This window comes from Mesorhizobium sp. WSM2240 (assembly GCF_040438645.1).
Taxonomy (GTDB): domain Bacteria; phylum Pseudomonadota; class Alphaproteobacteria; order Rhizobiales; family Rhizobiaceae; genus Allomesorhizobium.
Map to the genome: position 1 here is coordinate 2,004,425 of NZ_CP159253.1, position 25,243 is coordinate 2,029,667.

Genomic DNA, 25,243 nt, shown 5'->3' on the forward strand with positions numbered 1-25,243 from the left:
CCGCATTCCGTAATCTGGAAAGCGGAGAGTTCGTATTCGGTCCGTGATCATATCAGGACGGCTTGATCAAGCATCGATATTCAGCCCAAAACGCGCCTGAACTGCACGGCGCGAAAAACCGTCTGAATGGTTTTGTGCAGCGCAAATTTCGAACTCATGTGTGGTTGTCCGGCGGCGTCGCTGTCCCCGAAGCCCGACATCCTGTTCGACAGGATCGCCGCAAGATCTTCAGCCATTTCGGGCCGATCGAGTAGCAATGGAGCAAAGCTTTGCTGGTCGATTTCGTAGACCACGACGTGGCTCATTGCCCGCAATGTCGACGTCTCGCCAATGCCGGCGAGCAAACCCGTCTCACCGAAGAAGTCGCCCGGCGCAAGTCGACCGACTTCCTGCATGCGAGCATCGTCCTCGCCCCGTTGTCGGACGACGACGCCTGCCCGGACGATCATCAGAGACGGTAGCATCTCGCCCTGCCGTGCGATGATTTCGCCCTTACGGTAGGTGCGAACCGAGGTCGTTGCGGCGAGAGCCTCTTGCTCGTCCTCCGTCAGCATCGAGAATATCGGTATGGCCCTTATGAGTTCGATCGGGGTGATGCGCGGAGGATGCGCCGTCTCTTCGGTAGGCAACTCGCCCATGACAATCGATGAGGAAGGCGGCATAGCCAGCAGCAATCCAGCCGACTTGGAATGGCGATAGACGAGATCGAAAATTTCGTTTCTCGCTGCAATGCGCTGGCCAACATTTGCGACACGAAAATACAAGCCGACCTCGATCGCTGTCGCGTCCAGACCTCTGACAGCGACCACGGGCGGCGGCTCCTTCAGGATCGTGTTGCTGCTCTGTAAAGCCGCATTCATGATTTCTGCGACGATGGCCGGCATCTTGGTCGGCGCCAGCCTTATGGTGAGGGACAACCCATGGCTCTCCTCGGGGCTGCTGACGTTGGTCAAGCCAAGCTTGGCGAGAAAACTGTTTGGAAGCGCTACGACGTTATGGGCTAAGGTGAGCAGATGGGTCGATCGCCAATTGGTTTCGACAACGCGGCCTTCGGTACCGTCGCTCAGAACGATCCAGTCCCCAAGCACATAGGGGCGGCCGAGATTTAGCGCGATGCCTGAAAATACGTCGCTCAGCGTGTTCTGGAGTGCCAGCCCCAGGATGATGGCGAAGACGCCCGACGTGGCGATCAGCGTTCTGACCGGCGCGGCGAAGACGAATGCGAGGATCGACAGCAGCATTCCAACGTAGACGGCGCCGACGACCAGATCCTGCAGAAGACGTGCCTCGCGCGGCTTCCCCTCGAAGACGAGATAGAAGCGGACAAAGCCGATCAACGCCCAGGCGAGGTGAAGCCACCAGAGCACTTTGACCGATCCGATGAGGATGGCTCCGGCGGTTGTCTCATTATCCGATGTCGGTTCGTACGGGACGACGGCTCCGTCAAGAAGCATGGCCGACATCGTAAGGAAAAAGGCGATCTGAGTGATCAGCCTCGCGTTGGAGAAACGCTCCGGAATAAAGCGCCAGACGACAATTCCGGCGAGGCCGACCAACACGACATAGATAAGGGGAGCGTTCCACCCGTTCTTGACCGGAAGCAGTTCGACCATCAGCGTATGGTCTCCGGCCCGGCCGTCACGCCCGGCTGGTCGGCCTTTTTCTCGATAACTGCTTCGGTTATCGAGTTCGGCAGCCGACGCGGCGTCTCGATCAGACCAAGCAGCGGCATGGCGACGATGAAGAAGGCGAAATAGTAGAGCGTCGCCAACTGGGACAAGACAACATAGATGCCTTCCGCAGGCCGCGACCCCAGCCAGCCAAGGAAGATGGCGTTCGCGACGAACAGCCAGAAGAGCCATCTGTACCAGGGCCGGTAGACCGCCGAGCGCACTTTCGACGTGTCGAGCCAGGGGACGAAGAACAATACGGCGATGGCGCCGAACATCGCAAGCACACCGCCGAGCTTGGAGTCGACAGGCCCGATGTTGAAGGTGATGGCGCGCAGGATCGCGTAGAACGGCAGGAAGTACCATTCGGGCACGATATGGGCAGGGGTCTTCAGCGGGTCGGCGACGTTGTAGTTGTCAGGATGCCCGACATAGTTCGGCATGTAGAAGACGAAATAGGCCAGAACGAGCAGGAAGATCAGAATCCCGAAAACGTCCTTGACGGTGGCGTAGGGCGTGAAGTCCACGACATCGGCCGTCGACTTTACCTCGACGCCGGTTGGATTGTTCTGGCCGACTACGTGAAGCGCCCAGATGTGCAGGATTACCACGCCGGCAAGCATGAACGGCAGCAGATAGTGCAGCGCAAAGAAGCGATTGAGGGTCGGATTGTCGACCGCGAAGCCGCCGAGCAGCAGCTGCTGGATCCAGTCGCCGACCAGCGGGATGGCGGTGAAGAAGCTGGTGATGACGGTAGCGCCCCAGAACGACATCTGTCCCCAAGGCAGCACATAGCCCATGAAGGCCGTCGCCATCATCAACAGAAGGTTGGTGCAGCCGAGAACCCACAGCAGTTCGCGCGGCGCCTTGTAGGAGCCGTAATAGAGGCCCCGGGAGATGTGGATATAGACCGCGATAAAGAAGAACGACGCGCCGTTTGAATGCAGGTAGCGCAAAAGCCAGCCGGAATTCACGTCGCGCATGATCTTCTCGACCGCATTGAAGGCGAGCGTTGTGTCGGCCGCATAGTGCATCGCCAGCACAACGCCGGTGACGATCTGCGAAACCAGCATGATCGAAAGAATGCCGCCGAACGTATAGGCGTAGTTCAGGTTCCGCGGGACGGGATAGACGATGAAGGAATCGTACACCAGCCGCGGCAGCGGGAGGCGAGCATCGAACCAGCGCTCGATTCCGGTCTTGGGCGTATAGGTCGAATGTCCACCGCTCATCGCGTTGCTCCCCCGTTTTCTGAATTCCAGCACCGACCGCTGCGAGGTTTCTTGGCCAGTTGCCCTTCCAAGACAGCGGAGACGACTTATTCGCGAGCCGTGAGACGGCTGGGGGAGACGGAGACTTTGACCCCGCCGAGTATGTAAGTTCGCCGGGTCGCCGCCCTGGCAAACTCGTCCGGGCTACTGTCGCGACCCGCCAACGGTATTTCTGTCTCGACGCCCCAGAGTCTCAAACCGATCGGCAGCAACTTCGAAAGGGCGAAACGTAGCGTCATTTCCGACTTCCTTATGCCGGGTTGCAGACGACCCAACCATGCCATCCTTTCTGAGGTGTGAGCCATCGTGCCGAGGACGCGTGCGCTCGATGCCTTGGTTTGTAATGTCCTGATTGAAGGTATGGGGTCGACTGTCGGGGACACCATGCAAACCGGATCATCGATGAATGGCCGCGCCGCCGATATACGAACTTGCCGCAAGTCGCCTCGACGTCCGCGATGACGGCCTGGTCGATGTCCGTCCGGTAGTTGGTTAGGCGTAGGGGATAAGGCGTGCCCTTCAGCGCTCCGGTCTGCTGTGCCGTCGGACCTGACTGACACGAACTTGGCCTTCTGGTTGCTCGCATTCCCCCGGGATCGTCCAGTGTCGTGGTACTCCTCGACCGTGCGCCAGCGCCTCGGACGTCAGAACGCAACAACCAACCCTTTCAACGATCGGCGTGCGTTCTTCGAAGGGCAAATGATCCGCCGCGGGAATCCGGCGACAAACGCCGGCGAAACAGAAAAAAAATAGTTTCCTTCCAAAGACCACGAATTGCATTGTCCGCTAACGATGCACATTCCCGACGCCGAGGCGATCCGGGACCAACGTCTTCCAATGGCGCGACCACGACCTCCCGCATGGTCACCCGCGATGTCTGCTTCCGGGCACGGCCAAAGCTTGCCTCTATGGCCGACATTGCGGCGCAATGCGGCCTTAAATCATCTGGTCGGAATGGTTCGCCGGGTCGATCGAATCTGCATCGAAATGAGGTCGATTTGGAGCGAAGGCGGCGGGCACGCGGCGCGCTGGGCCGCCCGTTGCACTCCGCCAATTCGTCTGTTAAATACTGAACTACATGGTTCAGTATACCCAGGCCCGCTTAGATGCCTCGTTCGCCGCGCTCTCGGACGCCACCCGACGCGGCGTTCTGGAGCAGCTCGGACGTGCAGACGCTTCGATCACGGAGCTTGCCGAGAAGTTCCACATGACCCTCACGGGCATGAAGAAGCACGTCGGCGTCTTGGAGCAGGCGGAGCTCGTCACCACGGAGAAGATCGGCCGCGTGCGGACCTGCAAACTCGGCCTGCGCAGACTGGAGGAAGAGGCGGCATGGATCGAGAGGTACCGCCAGCTCTGGGACGCACGCTTCGACGAGTTGGACAAGGTGGTCGAGGAATTGAAACGGAAGGAGAAACTCGATGGACGAAAAAAGAGATAGTGAGCCCACCCCCATGAAGAACCGCACAACGGTGGAGCGGAAGTCCGATCGTGAGCTGGTCGTTACGCGAACCTTTGACGCCCCGGCGCGCATCGTGTTCGAGGCGTGGACCAAGCCCGAATTGTTCAAGCGGTGGTGGGTGCCGAAGTCGATGGGCATGTTCCTGCGTTCGTGCGAGATGGATGTTCGTGTCGGGGGCCGGTACCGTTTGGTGTTCGGCCACGATGCCTCAAAACCTGACGAGTTCTTCGGTAGGTATATCGAAGTGACACCGCACTCGCGCCTCGTATGGACCAATGACGAAGGTGGCGACGGTGGACCCGTCACCACGGTGACCTTCGAGGAAAAAGGTGGCAAGACGCTGCTGGTCATGCACGAGCTCTATCCCTCGAAGGAAGCTCTCGACGCTGCCGGCACCGGGGCGGCGGACGCGATGGCCGAGACGTTCGAGCAACTGGACGAGCTTCTCGTCACGCTGGGCGTGGGACAGTCATGAAGTCGTCGATCTCGCGGTCGGCCGCCTGGCATTTGCTACGCGGAGGAGGACCGACGAGGTCGTCGTCCTTCTCGACGACAAGACCGCGGCTCGGATCCGCGAGCTCGAAGCCCTGCATGGCGACGTTCGGCACGCCATCCTATGCTGCAACTGGATGGTGGATCGGCGGCATTTAACGCGTAGGCCGAAATAATCTGCTGGCACTCGGACAGGTCATAGGCACTGTCCGCTCTTGGAGATCGGCGAACGCAGCTTTGACGACGAGATTTGTGCGCGTTGCTGGCTGGCGGCCGTTGGGCCCGAGCGGACCGTCTGCATTGGAGCGCCATGCCGGAAATCCGGTCGCCTGTTCAGGTTGCTGGCCAAGGACAGCTACCGACTCATTGCGAATGAGGTGGGTGGCTCCCTTGGCTCGTTGTCGCGACAGCTTCCACACTTTTGGCATCAAGATGCCGTGAGCAGGAGCCGTCCACACAGGACCTTGGAGCATCAGTACCATGCGGTATGGAACGCGCCTTCCTCCTCCAGCACGAGCGGCACGACACTCAGCATGCAAAAGGCCATTGGCGTCTACTCGGTCATTTGGATCTTGATGTGCAGCCACTCAAATTCCGCCGGCTTGAGCGGCGCGAAGCCGATTTCGACGATCAGCAACCCAGATTCTATGTCAGCCTGTGTTGTCGTCTCGCGATCACATTTAACGATGTAGGCTTGCTTTGCGGTGACTCCGCGGAATGCGCCCTGTTGGAATAGGCCGTGCATGAAGGCCCCCGCGCTCAACCGGATCTGCGCCCACAACGGCTCGCTGTTTGGCTCAATCGCAGCCCATTGCAGTCCACGATAGAGGCACTCTTCAACGAACAATGCCGTTCGACGGACGGGAATATATTTCCATTCGGAAGCAAGGGTGTCAGCCCCAGCGAGCGTTCGAGATCCCCAAACAACGTTTCCATGAATAGGGAAATTGCGCAGCGCATTCAAACCCAGAGGGTTGATTTCACCTTGGTCGGCGTCAGTCAGGCCATAGCCAAGTCCTGCGACACCTCTGATTGCCGCCTCGGTACCAGCGGGCGCTTTCCACACGCCGCGCTGCTGATCCACGCGCGCATAGACGCCCGCGATGGCGCCTGAATTTGCGAATGAGCGAACCTGCCCCCCTTGTGCCGGGTCCTGCGCTAGAATGCGGGGAAAGTAAGCGGCGGAATTAGCATGCCGCGAGGCGCCATTGTGGGAGATCCAGGACTTGGCCTCCGCAAGAGTGTCAATCTCCCCAGGCAAGTCGAGGATAGCAAACGCGCGTCGCCGCTCGGCGTACGCAATCATTGCGCTTCGGACGGCAGGTTCGGATCGATCGGGAATTATCAGGAGGTTGAATAGATCGACCTTGTCCAGCGCAAACATGCCGCTCTTGTCGTGTTGGGAGCCTATAATTTCGGCGGCGGATGGGTCAGCTGCGTTGCCCGCTCCCACGACTCTCGCGATCCAAGCCTCAGCGCCACCATTCAGAAAGAAATGGGCGACCGAATACGAAAGACCGCTGGCAGGGTCGGTCGGGCCGAACGTCCCTTCGAAATCGGCAAGGCTGAGGATCCGAACCGGGTCATTGACTGGGCCTTCGTTTGTATAGCCAACAAATGCGGCGACGGACGTCGAGACCCCTTTAATCGATTGAGCCACGTTGAAACCTTCCGATGTAAGACCTAGACCCGATAACATGCGTCGGCATGAACCAAGAATTTACCTTGGACGGCGGCACCTCTATTTAAAGATCAAACCAGACCATGTTAAGTCTATCGCTCGGAGTCGATTGGTCCGCACGGCTGTCACCTGTCGGACTCGCCGGAGGCTTTGGTCATGAGAAAATGCGAACCGGACTTGGTGCGTGAGGCTGACCGGAGTGACAGCAACGGGCTGGGATTGAACTTGCGCGACAGATTGGAGGGAGGTCCGAACCTCAAGCGCCCAACGCTCTCATGAGTGCTCGACGTGCACGCCGAGTGCTGGAGGTTGAGCCACACCGGTTCGCCGACGGTCTTAACTTGCTTGAGGCGTATCAAGAAAGCGGCCCTAAACTCGCGGCAAAGCCGACAATCTTCGTTGACCTAATTCGCCCTGAGGATCTCGTCGCCTTCAGTGTTGCAGCGGTTGGCTGCGAGTTGGTGGCGGGCAAAAAGCCGGTACTTCGACCGCTCGCCGGTGAGACTGAAGCACATCTTGTGATGCGCTTCCCGTTCCAACACCTGGCGGAGCAAGCCTCGTATGAAGGCGGGAACATTGCGGCTCCAAACCCTTTCAATCCCGCCGAGGCGCCACTATCGGGCACAACCATCGCTGATCCCCGCCCGCAGACGCCCGTTGCTGCGCGCGCGGCGAATGGAAGCAGGCTGGTTTTTGCATTTCCGCCAGGCGAAACCATTCCCTTCAGCACATCCGGCATCCTTGCCGCAATGTCACGCCTTAAGCCGCTGGTGCACAAGCTGGCTTTGCCGGGCGCCGCCCCGACAGGGCAGTCGAAGCTGAGTAGCGAATTGCTGGACGACGTCAGACTGATTGCTCTGCCGGGCGGTCTCGTCGGTGTACTTTCGGGCACTTCGCTTTTTGCGCGCAAAGCAAAGCGGAGTGAAATTCGCGGCCTCGACGGCCCGAGGACCAGCGATGAAATCGGTTCGATCCGCTATCATGCCAATGCCTCGCGGCGGGCGCGCCGCGTCTTAAATGACCGTACGGCGCTGCTGGACCACAAGACCACGGCTCCTTCGCAGGCGGAAGACAGGGTCACAGTCAGGATTGGCAACGAGGAGGTTCACGTCAGCGCTATCTTCGGCCCGGCGGGGCTGATTGGCGAGCACCTGTCGCGGTCGCGCGTGCTGCGGAAGTACAGCTATCCCCCCGGCGCATTAGAAACGGCGATCGAGGCGCCGTATCGCTTGATAATTTCTCCGAGTGACGAGGGGCGGTGGTCGCATTCGCTGGAGCCTGTCACCAGCAAAAACGCCAGCCATGTCGAGCTGTGGCACAGTCGGCTCGGCCATTTGAAGCTCGATGCAGACGGCAATAAAAAAATCGACGAGCGCAATGCCGGGCGACGTATCGTTAGAGCCGTTTGGGCGCGTGACCGCGACCGTGTCACACCCAATGCCTGGCGGGACCCCGACTTCCTGGCCTCGGCGTCCCACTACCCGTTCCGTATGTCGCTCAGTCCACTCGATCGGCACATGCTTGTCCGCCAAACGTCGGAGACGATTCCCGGAGAAACTCGGCCGATCGAGCCGCTTCCGCTCGCTGCGCGGGCGCTCTGGCTGTCCGGGCTCGGCGCTTGGCTGAAGCTCGACGGCAGTTGGAACACGAAGCCTTACTCGGATGCGTCTTTCCCCTCGATCCTATTTATGAATTATGCGGCGCCGCTTGGCCGCGACCAGCATGTGGAAGTCGCCTATCCGGGCTATTTGTTCCCATTCGGCCACAGCGCGACGCTGGTTAAGGTGACCGACCGCAAGATGAAGGCAGCGTCGCCGTCGCTGGCGGCTCTCTATCAACGCAAGTTCCTGGTTATCGGCGAACCACGCAGAATCTACGCCGACAGACGAGATTTGCCTTTCAGCCAGATCGAGATCCGTCCCTTGGTGACTCCCACCCTGGACGATCCAGGAACATCGCCGCTGCTGTTCTGGCCCACGGTGGGCGGCCAGCCTTTCAACTTCATTATCGAGGCACTCGATCAGGAAATGCAGCCGGCAAGGCTGCAAATGCCACTGATGTGGGTCGCGGAGCGAAATCGCAATTTCGGGCTTATCGAAGCGGAATATATCAATGCAAACTTCGGCGGCCGTCCGCGCCGTGAGGTTCCTGCGTTTGGCCAGCTGGTCGCGTTTGCACCCTCGGTAGCTGGGGCGGTGGCGACCCTGCCAACAAGCACCCTTCGTTTCCTGGGGGAAGCCACGAGGGGCGGCTCAATTCCGAGAATGAGCAGCGCCGAAGTGGTCATCCCCGCCGTTCAACAATTATCCGCAGGACCGCCAATCCCGATCACGTATCACCCGCTATACAAGAGCAAGGGTTTCGGCGGCACTGACAACAAGGCCGAATTGTGGGCCCAAGTTCTTGTTGACGGGGAAGTGGCGCCGGAGGCGAAGGGGGATCTGCCCATCACGCTCCCGCAGCTTGGTTACGGGCTTGGTGGGGCCTCGACGGAGAAGAGCGGGGGATTCCTGGCGCCATCCATGCCGCTACGCAGCTTGTCCCGTGTGAACGGTGCCATGGGCAGCGCCGACAGCAACGCGGCGAAACAGAAGTTCAATCCAAAAGAATATTTCAACGGGACCGAGCCGAAATTGTTCGGCTTGATTCCTCTGTCGGACCTAGCGGTGTCGGTCGACAGCGACCTCCTCCGGATCCCCAAGCTCGTCTCGGCATTTGTGTCACGTGTCGAGGCACTGACCCAAGACATCGCGCGTGCTGCCTCAGTCGTCGCCGACGCGGCCGAAGAGGCCAAGCGAATGATGAGCCAACCGGGCGAAAACGCTGCCGAATGGGTCGTCAAAATCAATCAGGCGCTTCAAGAGGCAGAGGATATAAAGAACGCGTTCAAAGACATCCCCGATCAGTTCAAGGACGCGCTGACGACGATGAAGTCGCAGGGCAAAAACCCGGCAAAGACCTTCGTCGACAAACTGAAAACGCAGCTCGAGAAGACCATCAAACAGCTGGACGACCTCGCGGCCAAGTTGCCGCTATTCATTGGCGATTTGCTGCGTTCAATCGCCGGTTTGCTGCGTACTTCCGTGCACGGGACAATCGATCTCATTGAAGACATGTACAATTACGTAAACGGTCTTGCCGAGAGCGGTGCACTGGCGCGTGTGCAGTTCGAGTGGAAGCCACGGGTTCAATCGTGGCCCAAGGGCTCGCCATTGCTGGCGGTCAAGGAGAACAGTCTCGTCTTCGCCATCGGCGCGCAAGCTGGGATCAACGGCAAGAACGAAACCTACGCCCTGGCGCAGCTGGTGGATTTCACGCTGCACTTGTTTCCCGACGCCGAGCTGATTCATCTCGATTTCGATCGTTTCGCCTTCAAGTCGAGCGGCGGGAAGTCCGAAATTGATATCGTCTTTAGGAACATTGGCTTCCACGGCGTGCTGAAGTTCGTCGAAACAATCAAGGAACTGATCCCCCTTGACGGATTCTCGGATCCCCCAAACGTAAATGTTACCGCCGAAGGACTGACAGCCGGCTTCGGCCTCGCTCTGCCCGATATCGCAATGGGCATGTTCAGCATCACGAACATGTCACTCAACGCCGACGTTCAGGTGCCCTTCTTGGGTAAGGCGGTCACAGTCGGCTTCAGCTTCTGCACGAGGGATCGGCCGTTCACGATTGCAGTTGCGTTTATCGGCGGTGGCGGATGGTGCGGTATTCGCCTGTCAGCCAACGGCTTGGAAGTGCTGGAAGTCGGTCTGGAAGCCGGAGCCTGCATTGCCGTCGATTTCGGTGTGGCCTCCGGTTCCGTTTCGGCAATGCTCGGAATTTACATTCGCCTCGAGGGCGAGGCTGGCTCATTGGCCGCATATTTCAGGCTTCGCGGCGAAGTGGATGTCCTCGGCTTGGTGTCAGCCGCCATCGAGCTTTACATGGCGCTGCTCTACCATTTCGACAGCGGCAAGCTAATCGGCGAAGCGAAGATCACCGTGAACGTATCGGCGGTCGGCATCTCCAAGGAAGTCCACATCTACGCGCAACGCACCTTCAAGGGCGCAAACGGCGACCCATCGTTCAGGGACGTCATGCTCGAAGCGAACGGAAGTTCGCCAGCGTGGACGGACTACTGCCAAGCATTTGCGGAGGAGTAGGACATGGCTCAGGAATATGCTGTCGTCTGCGCTCTTCCTCACTCGCTAAGCAGTCAGAGGCCTTTCCAGGTATCGTTGTTTCTTTCGCCGACAATCGAGTCGCCCGAAGAGACGCGGCTCGACGAATGGGAACTGTTCCCGGACTGGGCTGAAGCGGCGTCCGGCCTGAGAGTAGAGCTGTCCGACCAGCAGGGCGTGATCGAGTGCGAACCCCAGCTCAACCCGATCAAGCCTGACCTATGGCGCGCAATGTTCCCTGGCTCCGTGCCGGTGCGGGCGCCCAGAGTTTCGAACTGGTCGGCTCGCAAGTGGCGCAGCTTCTCCGCCAAGCGCGTGCATGACATCGCGCTCGGCATGCATATGGCGACCGTCATCGCCGATCCTGCAAACCCGCCTGATCCGAGCAATCATCCATTGAGCGGGGACGTGCTTGAACTCGCGAGGAAAGCAGGCTGTTTTCGCCTGCGGGAGTCCGAACGAGAGAGGCGGCTGTTGTACGACGAGTCCCGCGCGACTGCCTACCTCGACGAAATCGTTGAAAGCCGTGAGTCGCTCGCAGTCGTCGAGAGGCGAATTGCCGGAGAGCGCGACTGGGTTAAGCACTTGGCGCTCGAGCTGCATCGCTGCCGGCGGTTCTACGAACGCCCCGAAGCGCAGTGGCCGTACCGACCCGATCCAATTCCCGGCGCCAAGCCACCGCCAACTCCAGATAATGAACCCGAATTCCACGCTCGATGCGCGCTTCTTGGAGATCATTCCGAGCTTCTCCGCCAGCTAGGCTTGGTCATCGATCTGGTGGCAGACAGAGAGCGTTTGCGTAGCGCGAAGTGGCTCTCTGCAGCGCTCTATATTATGGATACATCCGTCAGCCGCCCGACCCGCGTTCGCTGCCATGCTCGGGCCGATGTGTTCACCACCGTCTCGCAGACGGCGGACTGGGACGAGGGGGCTCTCCGCCTTGGAGATCCGGCGCGCTTTTCCGTACTGACGCTGGACACCGACGGGAGCGCACTCAAAGCGGACCGCTTCTTGTGGACATTGCCGCGGCTCATCGCGATTGAGCAGAACGGCGATCCCGTCAACGCCGCGACTCCTGCCCAGCGTTCGCCCGGCTTCACCGTGGCCGGCGCCGCACAGGCAGTCAGGACGCAGACCGACCTTTTACGACAGGCCAAGCTCGCGGATAATCTGAGACGCGGTCGAAACGTCGACCTGGACACGGAAGATTTAGTGCGCGGACTCCGAGTGGAAGTCTGGGACGACAAGAGCCGGGCGTGGCACTCGTTGCACAAGCGACTGAGCACCGCCACCGTCGATGGCTTCGGCAGTGTTTACGAGGACCACCCGGAAGAAGGGTTTATCCAGGGCACGGCCGCGCACGAGAACTTCCGCGCGACGGACGCACCCGTGCAGGTCCACGAGGCATTGTTCGGTTGGGAAGGCTGGAGCCTCTCGGCGCCGCGCCCGGGCAAGCGGATTTGGGAGAAAGATGGGGAACAGGCACTGCTGGCGCCCCAGGAGCCCCCTTCGCCCGACACACCACACCCCTTCCACGTCAGCGGCCACGTCGAGAACGTTAGCCTGCCGCGGCTGCGTTACGGTCGATCCTACTCCTTCCGTGCGTGGGCAGTGGATCTCGCCGGCAACTCTCGACCACATGACCTAAATCCGCGCGCTTTCGGCCCGGCTGATGTTTCCGGGCTCGACAATGGAGGCTCTGCAGCGGCGCCAGCCGATTGGACGACATCTCGGCTCATGAATGCAGCCCGCATGGCCTTGGAGCGTCGTTTGGAGCGCAACCCGGCCGACGAAATTGCACCGGTCTCGAGCGATGAACTGCTCCAGTCTCAAATAATGCCAGAAGTGACGCCGCACCTGCGCCTGAGACGTTCGAGCCATTTTTCGGGCAGGCTGCTCGGAGCTGGAACGAACCGGGCAGCAGGGCTGCCCACAGCCGTCTCCGAAGCACTCCGCTCGGCAAATATGGCGGGCTGGCCAGTGACTCAGCCACACGCGCCGAGCGATCTATCCGCGCTGATCGGCTCGCATGTAAGCGCCCTCGCGCCGGGTCGAGAAGCCGAGTCCGCTGTCCTCAAGAAGGCGCTCGAGACGGTGACCAAGCCGCAACGGTTTCTCCGCTGGGAGCCCATTTCCAGTCCCGCACTCGTTCCGCGCTGGCGCTACACCGAAGGAGAGTCGCTAACGGTGCTGGTGATCCGATCGGGCGTAACCCAGGACCCAACCACGCTGGCGATTGCGGTAGAGGAACCGGGAGACTATGTGGCGACCGCCTCCGCGATCGTTCCCAAGTGCGGCTATCACTCCACCAGCCAGCGCCATCTCGCGCCGCCCAAAGTCACGCAAGTTCAGGCCGAACTACACGGGATGTTCGATCTCGCGATCGGGTCGACGGCGGCCGTCGATCAAAGCCGGATGCTCGGCTGGGCGCTACGGGCGGACGGCACATTTGCCGATCGCGAGAGGGCCGACATCGACAACCCGCCCGAGAAGATCCCGCAGCCGGGCATGTCGATCGTCCATGTCGGTGTGCCTACCGAAAACGCAAAGAATTTGCCTCCCCTGCCGGGCGAACCGCAGCCTCCTGCCGAGAGGATATTGCAGTCTGGCGATCCACCAGCTCCAGGGCAAACGATCATCCATGATGTCGATGATCTCTCACTTCCTTATTTGCCAGATCCGATGGCGAAAGGAGTCGCGATCTACTTTCCGGAGGCTGGGCGAGAATGGGGTCTTCAATTTCCTTACGCGGTCGAGGGCTTCACCGTTTCTTATGGAGGTGACTGGCCCGAGTTGGAGCCATTCCGGCTGGTCGTTGAAGGTGGTGCCGCGCTGGCCGCAAAGGTTGAGGGGCGGCTGATCCGGATGCTACTGCCACCCGGTGACAAGCAGCTCCTGCGGACATCGAGTTCGTTGCCAAAGGACAAGCTCGAACTCATGGGCCCGTGGCAATTTCTGCCCGAAGCGGTGCGCACGAAGACTCAGGTCGCGGAAGCTGCGGCCGATGGCATGCTGTGGGGCCTTTCGCCTTTTGAGCAAATCACGTTGGTCCATGCCGTTAATCGCCCCATTGAGGCGCCCCGGCCGATTCGGATCACTCCGTTGCGGACCATCGGATCGACAAGCGCCACTCTCGCCGGAGCCGTCGATCTCCACGGGCCCAGCACAGGTACGTTGTCCGTCGAGGCGACATGGGAGGAGCCGCTGGACGACATCACCCTCCCGGCGTGTATTTTCCGAAAATCAGGCGGAAAGGCTTCCGAGACTATCATCCAGCCGGATGAAGACATCGCATTGCTTGGCGGATCGGACCAGAAGCTTAGCCTGCCGGACATTGGGCTGGTGAGAATCCATCGTGCTGTGCACGAGTTCAGCGACAACCGGCATCGTGTGATTGATTATACATTCCGCGCGTTCACTCGCTTCCGCGAATTTTTTCACCTTGACCTGCTAAAAAATGCGGAAGGCAACCCGACCGACGACATGCACAGCGTGGTCGCGCCGGTGCTCCGAGTGTCCATTCCTTCGTCAGCCCCTCCTGCGCCGCCAATTGTTCATTCCGTGCTGCCGATGTTCCGCTGGTCCGACGACATCGAACCCGAGCAGCCGATGGCATGGCGCCGGACCCGCCGCGCAGGAATTCGGCTGTATCTGGACCGTCCATGGTTTTCGAGCGGCGAAGGTGAACTTCTCGGCGTGCTCATTGCCCGAGGCGGGGACGATAGCCACTATCCAGACCTGAAGGATGGTTCCGGCTTCCCATTTGTCAGCAAGTGGGGGGCCGACCCGATTTGGCATGCGAGGGACGTCGACCGTCGCGCGCTTCCAATGCTGAGGCTGGATGATCTTCTTCGGCTCACCGCTGTCGATGACCGCCAAGAGCCGGCACGGCCCAGCATGCCGCCAATGGATCTCCCGCTGGCGGCTATTGACGGCCAACCTACGGTCACGGTGCTGGGCTATACGCCGCAGTTCAACGAAAACCGCGGCCTGTGGTTTGTGGATATCGCGATCGACCCAGGTCCGCAGTTCTGGCCGTTCCTGCGGCTCGCTGTCTCCCGCTACCAGCCCGAGAGCATCAGCGGGTGTCACCTCTCGGCACCGGTGCAATGCGACTTCGTCCAGCTTCCGCCGGAACGTACTGCGGCCATTAGTCGAACCGACGACCGCCACGTCCGCGTCCTCGTTAGCGGGCCCGTGGGCTCCCGCATAGTTGCGGACGATATCGATCCATCTGAGCGAATCCAGCGCAACCGACGCCTTGTTGCGCGCTTACAGCGGCGCGATCCGGCGATTGGGTCAGATTTGGGGTGGAAGACGGTCTCGGTCGAAAAGCTCGGCCTGCGCGGGCTTTCGTCGGACGGATATACTGCAACCTGGATTACCGAATTGGATTCACTCAGCGTCATCCACCTATCAAAACCTGGGGTTTTGGAAAGCGACTGGCGAGTGGCCATCGAGGAATGGGAGCTGCTGGAAGCGGACGATCTCATCGTGACCGTAGCGGGGCATGACCGCGGCGTTGCGCACACGGAGCGCCGACTCGTGTACGCAGATAACATCGCCATATAGGAGGCGCAGCAATGAAAACGCATTTCATGCTTGAGGTTCGCGGCTTCAACGCTGGCGAGACGGATATACGTGATCGTCTGGCGCGCGATCCAATTCTGGCGGCCGATCCGCAGCTCGCCTACGTCTACGAGGCTGTTTACGAAGCGGTATATGACAATCCCGATGGGCTGAAATACTGCGCGGTACTGTGCATCGGTCATGCAGATCGAGTGCCTGCAGGATCAGAAGACAATCGTCGCGCCGAGGAAGAGAAGGCCGCGCAAGAGCGCGCTGACAACGCTCGATCCTGGATACTCGAGATGGTCAACGATCTCGCCTACTCTGCTGGTTATTCACCGCAGCAAGACTGGCCGAACGTTGAGCGCGCCGTTGCATATCAAGTTGGAGTAGGTGCAGCCAGCCTTGCAACCCCACCAGGAACTCTGTCAGCCGGTCTGAAGAATCGTCGGGTCGAAATCGTGATCGCGGGCGTGAATGTGGACGTTATCGATACCTATGACGACCAGAAATTCGTCCTGGGTGTCTGATATTTGAGTTCCGGTTCGAGCACTGCGACAAGGAGGCGGGCCGGGCAATTCTGCTATCTCGCGCCGATTGCCTTGCTTCCTTTGTAGTGCTGAGCTTAGTTAACGCATCTGTTCAAGCAGCCTCGTTTTCCAGCCTTGGACGGAATAAAGCAACGTGCCCGAGCGACCACTATACGGCGGGAGCTGTCGCGCTGCTTTCCCAGATCACGGGTCTCCCCACCACAGGTAGGCCAGCGGTAGGCGCCGCAGGTGCTTCGAGGTCAAAGTCCGCATTTCTTGAACACGGAACGTGAGCTTGTGGCGCAACTACGATGTCCAGGATGATCGCCGGCAAACGTCTGCTATCAGGCAACGGCAAAGATCACCGGAACGGCTAACATAGGGCGCGAAGCCGTCATTTAGTGTGTGCGGAAATAGAGATTGGTTTCGGGTCAAAACCCTGGGGCTATCATTTGAAGAGGTGCTGGAGCCGCACTAAAGAGCGGGAATCGCTAGAGACAAGGGGACGAATTTTGCGCGTGGAACGACCCGAGATCATTCCTCTTTCTGATCATTAGGTTCGCCAGACCATATGAGAGAATACGAGGGAAACGGGTTGGCGAACCAACCGCTAACATTTTGATTTTCTGTATAAGACGTTGACCCTCCGGGCCCACCATTTTGGAAATGATAGGCCAACAAGTCACTAGCCGTCAGCAAGAGTGCGCAAGAATTCCTCTTCGGTCGCCTGACCCTTCGTCTGGTGCTTGTGCAGATCCTCCGGCTTGAGGTTCGTATAACGTCGCAGCATTTCCAATCACGATGGCCAGTGACGAGCGCAACACGCTCAATCGATAATCCCGCTTCAAACAGCCTGCTCGTGACTTCGTGACGCAGATCGTGAAAGCGGAGGTCATCGATTTCCAATCGTTGTCGAGCGCGCCAGAAGGCGGTGCCAACAGATTGGTGATGATAAGGGAAATAACGGCCTTTTCCCGCCAGTTAGTACATTTTGCTCAAGCATGAGGTGCCATGCATCGAAGCCAGTGAGGTTAAGCAGAGGCACCTTCTGGTGATTTCCATCCTTGCGGCGTGGATCCTTGCGGTCTCGGATCAGCACAACTCGCTTGTTCAGATCAACATCGCTCCATTCGATCTTACAGATTTCTTCCTGGCGCATTGGTGGCAATCGCGAAGCGGACAATCCGGCCCATCGGATGATGGTGTTGATGCTTTTGTCGAAGTAATCGAGCAGGGCCTCGATCTCGGCTTCGGTGGGCCGGCGATCCCGTTCGTGCGAGCGGCCAACAAGACCCAGCCGGGTAAGTGCGGCTCGCGCAAGGCGGATGCTTTCGGTGTCGACCGAAATTCCATGGATAGCAGCGGCGTGGGTAAGCACCGTTCTCAGATAAGAGAGGTCAACCGAAAGGGTCACAGGGCCGGCACCCTGCTTCGCGCGGCGTTGCCAGTACTTGATGATCGTTGCTCTATCGAGCCGATCGATGCGTGTTGCGCCCGGGTCGCGTTTCAATGCTTCCATGACCGCTTGCTTAGATCGCCGTAATGGGCGCCCGACTTCGTGCAGGTCGGCGATATGCAAATCGACGAGATCAGCGATTGTCCTGAGGTCCCGAATTCGATGACTACTGGGCTCGCCGCCGAGATCGATTAGCCGCTCGGTTTCAACCGCCCACTCGTTCGCGAGCGTCTTAAGTCGAAGGGTCTGCGAAGCGTACTTGCCTTTACGCCGGACTTGCACTCGCCAGTTCCCTTCCTTAGTTCGAACGATGGTTGCCATGATGGGGCCCGTGCAGTCCTTCAAATCCGTGCGATTTCCGTGCACGGCGAGATCAAAAGAGGTACAAACCCGTGCAGTTTGGTCGTATTTGAGCGCATGGGTTCACGATGTGATCTGGTTGAAATGTATCACAAATCATTGAAAAACAAAGAAAAAATTTTTTCTGTTGCCCCGATGATGGACTGGACCGATCGCCACTGCCGGTTCTTTCACCGGCAGTTGACGGATCGGGCGCTGCTCTACACGGAAATGGTCGTAGCCGACGCGGTCATCAAGGGTGCGCGCGGGCACCTGCTCGGCTTCCACCCCGACGAGCATCCGGTGGCGCTGCAACTCGGCGGGTCCGATCCTGCGAAGCTCGCCGAAGCGGCCGCGATCGGCGAGGCGTTCGGCTACGATGAAATCAACCTCAATGTCGGCTGCCCGTCGGACCGTGTGCAGTCGGGTACTTTCGGCGCCTGCCTGATGAAGACGCCGTTTCTTGTCGCCGAAGGCGTCGCGGCCATGAAGGCGGCGACGAAAATTCCGGTGACGGTGAAATGCCGCATCGGCGTCGACGACCAGGATCCGGAGGAAGCGCTCGACACAATCGCGGAGGCGGTTTTCGCGGCCGGCGCCGATGCATTGTGGGTACATGCGCGAAAGGCCTGGCTCGAAGGATTGTCTCCGAAGGAGAATCGCGAGATTCCGCCGCTCGATTTCGGCCGTGTGTATCGCCTGAAGCAGAACTATCCCGATCGCTTCATCGGCATCAATGGCGGTATCCAGACGCTGGAGGAAGCCGCCGGTCATCTTGCTCACACCGACGGCGTCATGCTCGGGCGCGCCGCCTACCACACCCCTGGCATTCTCGCCGGGGCGGACGCATTCATCTCGGGCGAGTCGCCATCGGGATTCGATTTTGCGGCTCTGATCGAGACGATGGCAGACTACGCCGCCGCCCACATCGCAGCCGGCGGTCGTCTCGGCCGTATCACGCGCCACATGGTCGGCCTGTTCCACGGCCTGCCCGGGGCCCGCCGCTTCCGTCAGATCCTGTCCACCGACGCCAACCTGCCGGGCGCCGGTCCGGAAGTGCTGCGCAAGGCTTTCGCGGTGGTCGATCTTGAGAGTGTCCGCCAGGCCGCCTGAGCCGCCCAACACTCCATCCGGTTTACAACGCAGATCGTGCAGGTTAGCGACGGTCCGGGTCTTCTCGGGGATTACGAATGCCGGCTCTAGACATGGGGTGGGGCGAGATTGCCGGTTTCGCCGCCGCGATCGCCGCCGCGATCGCTGCGGCGGGCGCGGTTTCGGGCCTGCTGGCCGGCCTATTCGGCATTGGCGGCGGCGCGGTGCTCGTGCCGGTCTTCTATCAGGTTTTCGGCCTGCTTGACGTGGACGAAAGCGTTCGCATGCACGTCTCGGTCGGATCGTCGCTGGCCATTATCGTCCCGACGGCGATCCGGTCTTTCATGGCCCATAGGGCGCGTGGCGCCGTCGACATGGATCTCCTGAAATCGTTCCTGATCCCCGTGCCGGTGGGCGTCCTGCTTGCCTCGCTCGCCGCCGCCTCGATCTCCAGCGAGGGGTTGCGCATGATCTTCGCGGTGCTCGCGCTGCTCTTTGGCATCCGCCTTCTGCTCAACCGCGAAAGCTGGCGGCTCGGCGGCCGCCTTCCCGGTAATCCCTGGCGCGCGCTGGCCGGTGTGGTAATCGGCTTCTTCTCCACCCTTATGGGTATTGGCGGCGGCATTATGAACAACACCTTCATGAGTCTCTACGGCCGGCCGATGCATCAGGCGGTGGCCACCTCGTCCGGCGTCGGCCTGCTGATCTCCGTACCGGGCACCGTCGGCTACATCTGGGCAGGGTGGAGCAATCCCGATCTCCCGATCGCCTCGACCGGCTACATAAACTGGATTGCGGTGGCGCTGGTTATCCCGATCGCGCTCATCGTAACGCCCTATGGCGTGCAACTCGCCCACTGGCTCAAGAAGCGTCACCTCGAAGTCGGCTTCGGACTGTTCTGCCTCTTCGTGTCGGCGCGATTCTTTGTGAGTCTGGCTTAATCCCGCAGGATCATTCGGTCGCCGCGAACGTCGAAGCCCGACAGGGTGCCGATGAAATTCATGCCGAGCAGGCTTTCGGAAAGCGTCCCGTCGGCGGCGACGAGCACCGGCAGATTTCTCCGCGAGATCGCCCCAACGGTGATCTCGCGGGCCGTGACCCTCGCCGCCTGCGCCACGCCGTTGGCCGTCGACACCGGGATCGAAAAATTGAGCTTGTCGGGATCGAAGCCCGCTAGCCTTGCGTCGGCGGAAGTCAGCACCGTGGCGCTCGCGCCCGTATCGACCATTGCCATGATCTTTGCGCCGTCGACCGCAATCTGCGCGCCGAAATGCCCGCTGGGCAGCTTGTCCAGCGTCACCGTTGTGCGGCCTTCCGACTCAGTGATCGACAGAGGACTGCCCGGCACTAGGCCCGCCGTGACGCGGCTGGCGACGTCCTGCAATTCGTAGCGGTACTGGTATCCGGCTACCAGGACCAGAACGACCAGCAGCCAAATCGCGAAGTTACGCAGCGTATCCCCGAACATGTGGCGCGAGCGCCAGATGCCGGCGGCGATGACAGCGCCGAGAACGCCGAGATAGAGCAGTCGGCTAAAATCCTCATTGGCCAGGCCGAGCGTCTCGCCGCTGGAATCGTTGATGATCAGCAGGATGAGTCCGCCGCCCAGAACGGCCAGTGCGATCCAGAGCAGTCTGTTTGTCATCCGATTCAAGCCAGTGTGCCGCGCTCGCGCGCCATGCGGCTGCGCCGCGTTTCCCGGCGCGGGCGGCGCTCGACGGCCTCGAGACGGGCAGGCAATTCGGCCATCACTTCGCGGCGTCTTTCCGGGGTCATGTCGATCCAGGCCTCGATTTCATCGCGCGTGCGGCCGCAGCCGAAGCAGTAGCCGGTTTTCATGTCTATCGCGCAGACGAGAATGCATGGAGATTCTATGGCGCTCATTGCGGTTTCCGTTTGCTCGTCACACATGGGACAGGCCGGCTCCCAATGCAAGATATCCCCATTGTGCCATGCCGCGGTGGCGGCTATGCGCTGCGCAACGACCAAGTCCAGGAACTGAAACGACATGACGAGCGCGCATCCCTTCGACGACTTCCGCAAATTGCTGGCTGCGCTGCCCGCCGGCGACGCGGTTGCAGGCGAGCGCGTCCGGGCGCAGTTCGCGCAGGCGGAAAAGCCGCAAGGTTCGCTCGGCCGGCTGGAGGACATAGCGGCCTGGCTCGCAACGTGGACAGGCCGGCCACCGGCCGTGACCAAGCCGCTGGTGGCCATCTTCGCCGGCAATCACGGCGTCGCCCGCCATAAGATATCGCCGCGCCCCATCGAAGCCACAGCGCGTGCGGTCGAGCTATGCGCCGCCGGCGGCGCGGCAATCAACCAGCTTTGCCTGGCCTATGATCTCGGCCTGAAGGTGTTCGACCTTGCCCTCCATCTGCCGACCGCGGACATCACCGAGGAGGACGCGCTGGACGAACGCGGCTGCGCCGCCACCATGGCCTTCGGCATGGAGGCGATCGCAGGCGGGACCGACCTGGTCTGCATCGGCGATCTCGGCGTCGGCAATTCGACGGTTGCGGCCGCCATGTTTGCCGCTCTGTTCGGCGGAACCGGAGCCGACTGGGTCGGGGCAGGCTCGGGCGCCGACGCGGAAATGATTGCGCGAAAGGCGGAGATCGTAGACGCGGCGCTCGCCCGGCATGCCGGCCATCTCACCGACCCGTTGGAGGTGCTGCGCCGCATCGGTGGACGCGAATTCGCGGCGATTGCCGGCGCAATCCTCGCCGCCCGGATGGAGCGCATTCCGGTGATCCTCGACGGCCATGCTGCGACTGCCGCCGCTGCTGTGCTTCAGGTGATCAATCCGGCCGCACTCGACCACTGCGTCGTCGCGCATTTTCCAATCGAGCCGGGGCATCGAAAGGCGGTCGAGAGGCTCAGCCTCGAGCCGCTGCTCGATCTCAGGCTGGCGCATGGCGAAGGGGCAGGGGCGGCCCTTGCCGCGGGCCTGGTCAAGGCCGCCGCGCTTTGCAGCACGGGTATGGCCGCCGCGCTCTAAGCCGAAAGTCAGCGCCGCCGCGTTCCGGTCGCCGCACTGACCGTCGGGATCGCCGGCAACTCCTCCATGACCCGTGCAGCCGGGAAGATGGCGATGGCCTCGGTGCCTTCCCGCATCTTCGAATGCAGCTCGAATTCGCCGCCATGCATGGCGAGCAGGCCCTGCACGATCGGCAGGCCGAGCCCGGTGCCCTGTTCGGCGCTCTTGATGGCGATCGAGCCCTGGCCGAAGGCCGAGAGCACGACCGGGATTTCTTCGGCCGGAATGCCTGGCCCGTTGTCCTTGATGGAGATGTATTGCCCGCCGCCGGCGGTCCAGCCGACCCGCACCAGTATCTCGCCGCCGGTCGAGGTGAACTTCACCGCATTCGACAGGAGGTTGAGCGTGATCTGGCGCACGGCGCGCTCGTCGGCAAAAAGGCGCGGCAGCACGCTTTCGAACTGCTGGACGATGCGGATGTCCTTGTGGCGGGCCTTCAACTCCATCAGATGGCAGCATTCTTCGACGATCTGTAGCAGGTTCGTCGGCTCTTCGTTGAGCTGATAGCGGCCCGCCTCGATCCGAGACAGGTCGAGGATCTCATTGATCAGGTCGAGCAAATGCTGGCCGGATTCATGGATGTCGTTGGCGTAATCGCGATAGGTGCCGTTGCTCATAGGCCCGAGCACCTCGTTGCTCATCACTTCCGAGAAGCCGAGAATGGCGTTGAGCGGCGTGCGCAATTCATGGCTCATCGAGGCGAGGAAGCGCGATTTGGCCAGATTGGCTTCTTCTGCGCGGCGGCGAGCCTCGTCCGACATCGACTTCGCCGTTTCGAGTTCGGCGATCAGCCCGTCCTTTTCCGAGCGAAACGAGAGGAGCATCAGCGACGATCGGTTGAGATGTTCGGCGACATAGGAGAAAAACGGCAGCGCCAGCACCAGCAGACCGACCATGACCGCTTCGACCGTCGTCCAGGCGCTGACGCCGATCACCGTATAAATGGCGACTGGAAGTGCAAAGGTTATGACCAGGGCCCCGCGCAGCGATGAGGCGATCAGTGCCGTCGCCGCCATGGCCAACAGCAGAACCACCGCCTTGATCACCGGAAACTGCTCGACCTGGCATTGCGCGCACTCCAGCGAAGCGAAATAGGCCCAGCCGAGGCCGCTGACGAAATGGGCGGCGAAAAAGCTGGTTCTGGCGCGGGCAATGTTGATCTCGCCGGCTTCCGTCCGGTCGATACGCTGTGCGACCAGCGTCAGGCCTGCGTAGCTTGTCACCGTGATCAGCGCCCAGATCAGGATCGAGCCTTCCATGCCCGCAAGTAGGCCGGCGGCCGCGATCACCAGTACCAGAAGCGGGATTGCGGTTGCGCTCGACACCATGGCGCGGGCATGGAGCTTCAACAGTTCGCGGTCGAAGGCGAGATTGCCAGGTTGCTGCGAAAGACGGTCGCGCGTCTTGCGCACCGCGCGCGCCACATCGCTGTTGCGGTGCGGTTTCCTGCGGTCCACAATGAATTTGTCAGCCGTGTGCGAGCGTATCAACGCCATTGCGGTTTCAATTTATGCGGGCATCTAATTTCGCCTCGCAGGCTAGTTCCGAATGATTAAGAGACTGTTTGCCATATGAGCCGACCATGGCGCGGACCCCACCGCGCGGCGGTTTCGCGCCGCAGGCGCAGTCTTCTGCGCAGGCTTTTCGACTGGTTTCTCGCAATCGCAATTCTCGGCCTGCTCATCCTCCTGTCGGCGCGGCTCGACCGCTGGGAGTCGCGACTTGCCAGCGGCTTGGCCATCGTGAATGACGGCGACACCATCACTGTCGGCGCCGAGCGGATCAGGCTGCGCGGCATCGACGCGCCGGAATATGGGCAGACCTGCCGGAAGAACGGGATCGACTATGCGTGCGGCCACGCCTCGCGCGAGGCTGACGCGCAACAGGGCGGTCTCTTGCTCGGGCCGTCAGCACGACCGCTACGGCAGGCTTCTTGGCGATTGCAAAGCCGGCGGCGTCAATCTCAACAGCGCCCAGGTCGAGGCGGGATGGGCGGTCGCCTATGGCGACTTCGAGGCGGAGCAGGAGCGAGCCCGCCAGCGCGCGGCCGGCCTTTGGGCGGGTTCGTTCGAGGAACCGCGCGCCTGGCGCGATGCGCATGGCGGCATGATCGAGAGCGATCGGGACCACGGCAGTTCTTTCCTCGATTGGCTCCGACAAATCCTTCGATTTTTCTGAATCGTGACCATATAGTTCGGGTACTCAACAATTCTGGTGCAGCGACTATGAAACTTTTCGACGGCGGCCGTGCGCCGAACCCGCGGCGCGTACGGGTGTTCCTGGCCGAGAAAGGCATCGAGGTTCCGCTGGCGCCCGTCGACATGGGCGCGATGGAGCACAGGAGCGCCGAGATCGCCTCGCGCAACCCGCTGCAGCGGCTGCCGGTGCTGGAGCTCGACGACGGCACGGTGATCTGCGAATCCGTCGCCATCTGCCGCTATTTCGAGGAGCTTCATCCTGAGCCGGCTTTGTTTGGGCGCGGCGCGGTCGGCAAGGCGCTGGCCGAGATGTGGCAGCGCCGCATGGAGTTCAATCTGCTCACCCCCGTGTCCCAGGCCTTCCGCCATATCCACCCGGCAATGAAGGAATGGGAAGTGCCGCAAATTCCCGAATGGGGCGAAGCCAACAAGCCGAAGGCGATAGAATTCCTGCGCCTGCTGGACTCCGAACTGGCCGGCCGGGAGTTCGTCGCCGGTGACGAATATTCGATCGCCGACATTACCGGACTCATCGCCCTCGACTTCATGAAGCCGGCGCGCGTCCAGGTTCCAGACGAGTTGGCAAACGTGCTGCGCTGGCGCGCCGCGATCTCCGGCCGTCCGAGTGCGGCCGCCTGAGCATGGCTGACGGTCTCGCCAGCCTGGCCGCGGACATCCGCGCCTGTCGCGCTTGCGTTGAAAGCGCTTCCGGGCGGCCGCTGCCGCATCAGCCGCGGCCGGTGGTCGTGCCGTCGGCGACGGCCCGGATTCTGATTGCCGGGCAGGCGCCCGGAACGAAAGTTCACGCCACCGGCCTGCCGTTCAATGACGCGTCCGGAGACCGTCTGCGCGCCTGGCTCGGTGTTTCTCGAGACGAATTCTACGATCCCGAGAAATTCGCGATCGTGCCGATGGGCTTCTGCTTTCCGGGCCAGGACGCCAACGGCGGCGACCTGCCGCCGAGGCGCGAATGCGCCCCGGCCTGGCGAGCGCGGCTGCTCGCGTTGATGCCGCAGATCGAACTCGTGCTGGCGATCGGGCTCTACGCGCACTCCTGGCATCTCGGCGCGTTGCGTCGCGCCTCGTTGACCGAAACAGTGATGGACTGGCGCGCGATCCACGATGCCACTTCTGCGCCCAAAGTACTGCCGCTGCCGCACCCGTCCTGGCGAAACAGCGGCTGGATCAAGAAAAATCCCTGGTTCGAAACGGAATTGCTGCCGTTCCTCCGTTCGGAAATCGGGTCCCGATTTTCCTGATTTTTGCGCAATCGCGTTCTC

General features: G+C 61.0%; 19 protein-coding genes. 11 read left to right on the plus strand and 8 right to left on the minus strand.

Translation table 11 applies throughout. The features are described from left to right. Positions 1-80 precede the first annotated feature (80 nt). Together ABVK50_RS09590 and ABVK50_RS09595 are read right to left on the minus strand one after the other, a co-directional pair. Complete coding sequence (locus ABVK50_RS09590; protein WP_353641778.1) at positions 81-1,613, minus strand: mechanosensitive ion channel family protein; 1,533 nt, start codon at positions 1,611-1,613, stop codon at positions 81-83. After that, complete coding sequence (locus ABVK50_RS09595; protein ID WP_353641777.1) at positions 1,613-2,902, minus strand: cytochrome b N-terminal domain-containing protein; 1,290 nt, start codon at positions 2,900-2,902, stop codon at positions 1,613-1,615. Before ABVK50_RS09595 ends, ABVK50_RS09590 begins: the two co-directional genes overlap by 1 nt. A gap of 1,117 nt (positions 2,903-4,019) precedes the next feature. Here ABVK50_RS09595 and ABVK50_RS09600 point away from each other — a divergent pair. Then, a complete protein-coding gene (locus ABVK50_RS09600; protein WP_353641776.1) occupies positions 4,020-4,382 on the plus strand; it encodes a helix-turn-helix domain-containing protein in 363 nt (120 codons plus the stop codon). Beyond that, positions 4,363-4,878, plus strand: coding sequence for an SRPBCC domain-containing protein (locus ABVK50_RS09605; protein WP_353641775.1), 516 nt, complete (start codon positions 4,363-4,365; stop codon positions 4,876-4,878). Before ABVK50_RS09600 ends, ABVK50_RS09605 begins: the two co-directional genes overlap by 20 nt. Positions 4,879-5,448: 570 nt before the next feature. On the opposite strand, the gene ABVK50_RS09610 is transcribed toward ABVK50_RS09605, so the two are convergent. Continuing rightward, positions 5,449-6,555 (minus strand): phage tail sheath subtilisin-like domain-containing protein, encoded by a 1,107-nt coding sequence (locus tag ABVK50_RS09610; RefSeq protein ID WP_353641774.1) that lies wholly within the window; start codon positions 6,553-6,555, stop codon positions 5,449-5,451. Positions 6,556-6,875: 320 nt separating this feature from the next. On the opposite strand from ABVK50_RS09610, the gene ABVK50_RS09615 reads away from it, so the two are divergent. From ABVK50_RS09615 to ABVK50_RS09625, 3 genes are read left to right on the plus strand one after another with little or no spacing between them, the layout of a single operon-like run. Next, on the plus strand, positions 6,876-10,724 hold the full coding sequence (locus tag ABVK50_RS09615; protein ID WP_353641773.1) for a hypothetical protein: 3,849 nt from the start codon (positions 6,876-6,878) through the stop codon (positions 10,722-10,724). Positions 10,725-10,727: 3 nt separating this feature from the next. Continuing rightward, positions 10,728-15,314, plus strand: a complete 4,587-nt coding sequence (locus ABVK50_RS09620) for a hypothetical protein (protein ID WP_353641772.1) — start codon at positions 10,728-10,730, stop codon at positions 15,312-15,314. A gap of 11 nt (positions 15,315-15,325) precedes the next feature. Beyond that, positions 15,326-15,841 carry a hypothetical protein gene (locus ABVK50_RS09625; protein ID WP_353641771.1) on the plus strand — a complete coding sequence of 172 codons (516 nt, stop codon included), beginning with the start codon at positions 15,326-15,328 and terminating at the stop codon, positions 15,839-15,841. A gap of 534 nt (positions 15,842-16,375) precedes the next feature. Here ABVK50_RS09625 and ABVK50_RS09630 read toward each other — a convergent pair. Continuing rightward, positions 16,376-16,747, minus strand: a complete 372-nt coding sequence (locus tag ABVK50_RS09630) for a hypothetical protein (RefSeq protein ID WP_353641770.1) — start codon at positions 16,745-16,747, stop codon at positions 16,376-16,378. Beyond that, complete coding sequence (locus ABVK50_RS09635) at positions 16,734-17,618, minus strand: site-specific integrase (RefSeq protein WP_353641769.1); 885 nt, start codon at positions 17,616-17,618, stop codon at positions 16,734-16,736. The genes ABVK50_RS09630 and ABVK50_RS09635 overlap by 14 nt, the downstream gene beginning before the upstream one ends. A gap of 123 nt (positions 17,619-17,741) precedes the next feature. On the opposite strand from ABVK50_RS09635, the gene dusA reads away from it, so the two are divergent. Together dusA and ABVK50_RS09645 are read left to right on the plus strand one after the other, a co-directional pair. Then, positions 17,742-18,749, plus strand: coding sequence for a tRNA dihydrouridine(20/20a) synthase DusA (gene dusA / locus ABVK50_RS09640; RefSeq protein ID WP_353647026.1), 1,008 nt, complete (start codon positions 17,742-17,744; stop codon positions 18,747-18,749). 77 nt (positions 18,750-18,826) lie between these two features. After that, positions 18,827-19,669, plus strand: coding sequence for a sulfite exporter TauE/SafE family protein (locus ABVK50_RS09645; RefSeq protein WP_353641767.1), 843 nt, complete (start codon positions 18,827-18,829; stop codon positions 19,667-19,669). Here ABVK50_RS09645 and ABVK50_RS09650 read toward each other — a convergent pair. Both ABVK50_RS09650 and ABVK50_RS09655 read right to left on the minus strand, forming a co-directional pair. Further along, positions 19,666-20,373, minus strand: a complete 708-nt coding sequence (locus ABVK50_RS09650) for a TIGR02281 family clan AA aspartic protease (RefSeq protein ID WP_353641766.1) — start codon at positions 20,371-20,373, stop codon at positions 19,666-19,668. The two genes, ABVK50_RS09645 and ABVK50_RS09650, sit on opposite strands and share 4 nt — an antisense overlap. Before the next feature lie 5 nt (positions 20,374-20,378). Beyond that, positions 20,379-20,612, minus strand: a complete 234-nt coding sequence (locus ABVK50_RS09655) for a DUF1289 domain-containing protein (RefSeq protein WP_353641765.1) — start codon at positions 20,610-20,612, stop codon at positions 20,379-20,381. A gap of 124 nt (positions 20,613-20,736) precedes the next feature. Between ABVK50_RS09655 and ABVK50_RS09660 the strand changes: the two genes are divergently transcribed. Continuing rightward, a complete protein-coding gene (locus ABVK50_RS09660) occupies positions 20,737-21,726 on the plus strand; it encodes a nicotinate-nucleotide--dimethylbenzimidazole phosphoribosyltransferase (RefSeq protein WP_353641764.1) in 990 nt (329 codons plus the stop codon). Between the two features lie 8 nt (positions 21,727-21,734). Here ABVK50_RS09660 and ABVK50_RS09665 read toward each other — a convergent pair whose 3' ends face one another. Then, complete coding sequence (locus ABVK50_RS09665; protein ID WP_353641763.1) at positions 21,735-23,261, minus strand: HAMP domain-containing sensor histidine kinase; 1,527 nt, start codon at positions 23,259-23,261, stop codon at positions 21,735-21,737. A 349-nt stretch (positions 23,262-23,610) separates the two neighbouring features. On the opposite strand from ABVK50_RS09665, the gene ABVK50_RS09670 reads away from it, so the two are divergent. Genes ABVK50_RS09670 through ABVK50_RS09680 form a run of 3 tightly spaced genes read left to right on the plus strand, consistent with a single transcriptional unit; the run spans position 23,611 to position 25,222 of the window. After that, a complete protein-coding gene (locus ABVK50_RS09670; protein WP_353641762.1) occupies positions 23,611-23,943 on the plus strand; it encodes a thermonuclease family protein in 333 nt (110 codons plus the stop codon). 47 nt (positions 23,944-23,990) lie between these two features. After that, positions 23,991-24,602, plus strand: a complete 612-nt coding sequence (locus ABVK50_RS09675; RefSeq protein ID WP_353641761.1) for a glutathione S-transferase — start codon at positions 23,991-23,993, stop codon at positions 24,600-24,602. A gap of 2 nt (positions 24,603-24,604) precedes the next feature. Beyond that, entirely contained in the window at positions 24,605-25,222 is a 618-nt protein-coding gene (locus ABVK50_RS09680) for a uracil-DNA glycosylase family protein (RefSeq protein WP_353641760.1), read from the plus strand. Positions 25,223-25,243 lie beyond the last annotated feature (21 nt).

What these genes read in the sequence shown, in the direction of transcription:
- ABVK50_RS09590 (WP_353641778.1), bottom strand. Translation starts at nt 1,613, where the DNA reads ATGGTCGAACTGCTTCCGGTCAAGAACGGGTGGAACGCTCCCCTTATC.
- ABVK50_RS09595 (WP_353641777.1), bottom strand. Translation starts at nt 2,902, where the DNA reads ATGAGCGGTGGACATTCGACCTATACGCCCAAGACCGGAATCGAGCGC.
- ABVK50_RS09600 (WP_353641776.1), top strand. Translation starts at nt 4,020, where the DNA reads ATGGTTCAGTATACCCAGGCCCGCTTAGATGCCTCGTTCGCCGCGCTC.
- ABVK50_RS09605 (WP_353641775.1), top strand. Translation starts at nt 4,363, where the DNA reads ATGGACGAAAAAAGAGATAGTGAGCCCACCCCCATGAAGAACCGCACA.
- ABVK50_RS09620 (WP_353641772.1), top strand. Translation starts at nt 10,728, where the DNA reads ATGGCTCAGGAATATGCTGTCGTCTGCGCTCTTCCTCACTCGCTAAGC.
- ABVK50_RS09625 (WP_353641771.1), top strand. Translation starts at nt 15,326, where the DNA reads ATGAAAACGCATTTCATGCTTGAGGTTCGCGGCTTCAACGCTGGCGAG.
- ABVK50_RS09635 (WP_353641769.1), bottom strand. Translation starts at nt 17,618, where the DNA reads ATGGCAACCATCGTTCGAACTAAGGAAGGGAACTGGCGAGTGCAAGTC.
- dusA (WP_353647026.1), top strand. Translation starts at nt 17,742, where the DNA reads ATGTATCACAAATCATTGAAAAACAAAGAAAAAATTTTTTCTGTTGCC.
- ABVK50_RS09645 (WP_353641767.1), top strand. Translation starts at nt 18,827, where the DNA reads ATGCCGGCTCTAGACATGGGGTGGGGCGAGATTGCCGGTTTCGCCGCC.
- ABVK50_RS09650 (WP_353641766.1), bottom strand. Translation starts at nt 20,373, where the DNA reads ATGACAAACAGACTGCTCTGGATCGCACTGGCCGTTCTGGGCGGCGGA.
- ABVK50_RS09655 (WP_353641765.1), bottom strand. Translation starts at nt 20,612, where the DNA reads ATGAGCGCCATAGAATCTCCATGCATTCTCGTCTGCGCGATAGACATG.
- ABVK50_RS09660 (WP_353641764.1), top strand. Translation starts at nt 20,737, where the DNA reads ATGACGAGCGCGCATCCCTTCGACGACTTCCGCAAATTGCTGGCTGCG.
- ABVK50_RS09665 (WP_353641763.1), bottom strand. Translation starts at nt 23,261, where the DNA reads ATGGCGTTGATACGCTCGCACACGGCTGACAAATTCATTGTGGACCGC.
- ABVK50_RS09670 (WP_353641762.1), top strand. Translation starts at nt 23,611, where the DNA reads ATGCGTGCGGCCACGCCTCGCGCGAGGCTGACGCGCAACAGGGCGGTC.
- ABVK50_RS09675 (WP_353641761.1), top strand. Translation starts at nt 23,991, where the DNA reads ATGAAACTTTTCGACGGCGGCCGTGCGCCGAACCCGCGGCGCGTACGG.
- ABVK50_RS09680 (WP_353641760.1), top strand. Translation starts at nt 24,605, where the DNA reads ATGGCTGACGGTCTCGCCAGCCTGGCCGCGGACATCCGCGCCTGTCGC.